The sequence below is a fragment of the Staphylococcus sp. HMSC34G04 genome (assembly GCF_001838765.1).
Classification (GTDB): domain Bacteria; phylum Bacillota; class Bacilli; order Staphylococcales; family Staphylococcaceae; genus Staphylococcus; species Staphylococcus epidermidis.
In genome coordinates, this window is the sequence record NZ_KV838738.1 from 1 (window position 1) to 789 (window position 789).

Genomic DNA, 789 nt, shown 5'->3' on the forward strand with positions numbered 1-789 from the left:
GTGCATATAATTTTAACTTTGCAACAGAACCTTCACTTTAGTTTTTCATTATAAAACAATTCATAAAATTTAAGCACTTGGCACGGGTTGGATAAAAAGCGTAATCCAAATTTAAACTTTTACTAATGTTTCTTACTTTGTTTTATAATCTGACCTATTTTTGCGATAGCTATTAGGACTAATATAGGAACTGCCCCAGCAATGAATGGTGTTAACATATTAAAACCTCCATCATTCTATAAGTCATGACTTGATTATTGTCACATTATTCAATTATTGATTAAAAATATTATGTTGTTTTATATTTTGACGACGCATGTTCAATGCATGTGCTTCTTCTAATTCAGCTTTAATTGATTGCATAAGATAACCTTGCATTGCATCTACACTTTCATTTTTTTGTATTAACATTGCTTTAAATCGTTTTAAGACGCTCACAATTTCAAACTCAAAATCTTCTAAACGATAGAATGTATCATGATTACTATTAAACGATTTTTTACCTTTGAGTAAGACACTTTTAATAATACGAATTTCTCTAATTTCAAATTTATTTAAGTATTCTTTAATTTGTTGTGGTAGTTCCTCAAGTACTTGAAATTTTAAAGCATCATTATTAAATTCAGTGTATTCATGATTTGTATGATTCGAATGATAATTAGTATTTTTATTTATTTCATATGTATCATTCAAATCATTCGTATCACTAATATTAGTGTCACTAACATCAGTATTACTAATATCAGTATTATTAGTGCGACAATTTTTAAGTTCCGAACCCGACAATTT

The 789-nt window shown here is 27.1% G+C and carries 1 pseudogene; it reads right to left on the reverse strand.

Annotated features, from left to right (window positions below):
• Positions 1-273: 273 nt before the first annotated feature.
• Positions 274-789 (reverse strand): annotated as a pseudogene (locus HMPREF3241_RS06780) (replication protein); the annotation flags it as partial.